General features: G+C 66.3%; 1 protein-coding gene. It reads right to left on the reverse strand.

Translation table 11 applies throughout. The features are described 5' to 3' along the window. Window positions 1–47: 47 nt before the first annotated feature. On the reverse strand, window positions 48–650 hold the full coding sequence (locus tag KIK06_RS08890; protein WP_268642754.1) for a DeoR/GlpR family DNA-binding transcription regulator: 603 nt from the start codon (window positions 648–650) through the stop codon (window positions 48–50). Window positions 651–1,233 lie beyond the last annotated feature (583 nt).

Genomic DNA, 1,233 nt, shown 5'->3' on the forward strand with positions numbered 1-1,233 from the left:
CGCCGGAACACGGCACGACGCCACCGAGGCCGACCCGGACGCGGCGGTCAGACGCGCAGCAGCCGAGGGACGCGCGCCCTGAGCCGGTCGGCCACCTCGGTGTGCAGGCCCGTGTCGGTGATCAGACAGTCGACCTCCTGGAGCGCGGCGAACCGGGACATGCGGTCATCACCGATCCTGGTGTGGTCGGCCAGCGCGACGACGCGCCGCGCGACGTTCATGATCGCCTTCTTGCCGCTGCCCTCAGCCGGGTCGCGACTGGTCAACCCGCGGTCGAAGGAGACTCCTCCCGGCACGACGAAGGCGACGTCCGCACTGAGTCCGTCCAGTTCCCTGGCCTCCGGCAGGGTCGCTCCGGCCTTGCGGTGCAGGCGCCCGCCCATGAGGTGCAGGGTGACGTCGGTGCGGGCGGCCAGTTCCATGGCCACCGGGACGGAGTTGGTGATGACGGTGTAGCCGTGGCCGACGGGCAGGTGGGCGGCGAACCGTTCGGTGACGGCGCCCGCGTCGAGGACCACGACGCCGTCGTCGGGGAGTTCGGCCAGCGCCGCCTTGGCGATCCGTTCCTCCTCGGCGGCCATGCTCGGCTCGAGGACCGCCCCGCCCGCCCCTCTCCTGGAGCCCCACCCGTCACCAGCGCCACCAGACACGCCTGCCTCCCACATTCATCTGTCGGTAACGGAATCGTTATTTAACGTTTTATCCGAGCCACTCCGACCAATTCACGATTCCATGCGCCACCCGGATTCGGATTCTTACCATGATTTCCCACCGGATGGCAATGGCGGGGATCACCGAACGAGACTCGACGGAATGTGACAACGCCGCGCACACCTGCGTAGAGAAACTTCCAAGGAGAAAAAGACATGGTCAGAGTCGGATTGAAGTGGTACCCAGGCCCGCGTTTAAAACGATTTTCCCCCATTCTGAACGCCGACACGCATTCCATGAGGCGGAAGGTCGGGTCGTGCGCGCGCGACACGGCGGAGGGGCCGAGCGGAGTCCTCGCCACCGCACCGAGCGCGCGCGGAGGCGGACGGGAGAACAGCGAACAACCAATACCACACAGAAACAATCAAACAAAAACTAATCACCAACCACTTCCACATCCAGGACGTCGGTGCTACGTTCGACCGAACCGACCTCACCGGTCGGCTGAGTTCGACAGACCCGCAGGTACGGGCGGTTTCGTGCGTGCGCGCACGGGCGGCGGACGGAGGGAGGAGGCGTCGC

This window comes from Nocardiopsis sp. EMB25 (assembly GCF_026797795.1).
Taxonomy (GTDB): domain Bacteria; phylum Actinomycetota; class Actinomycetes; order Streptosporangiales; family Streptosporangiaceae; genus Nocardiopsis; species Nocardiopsis lucentensis.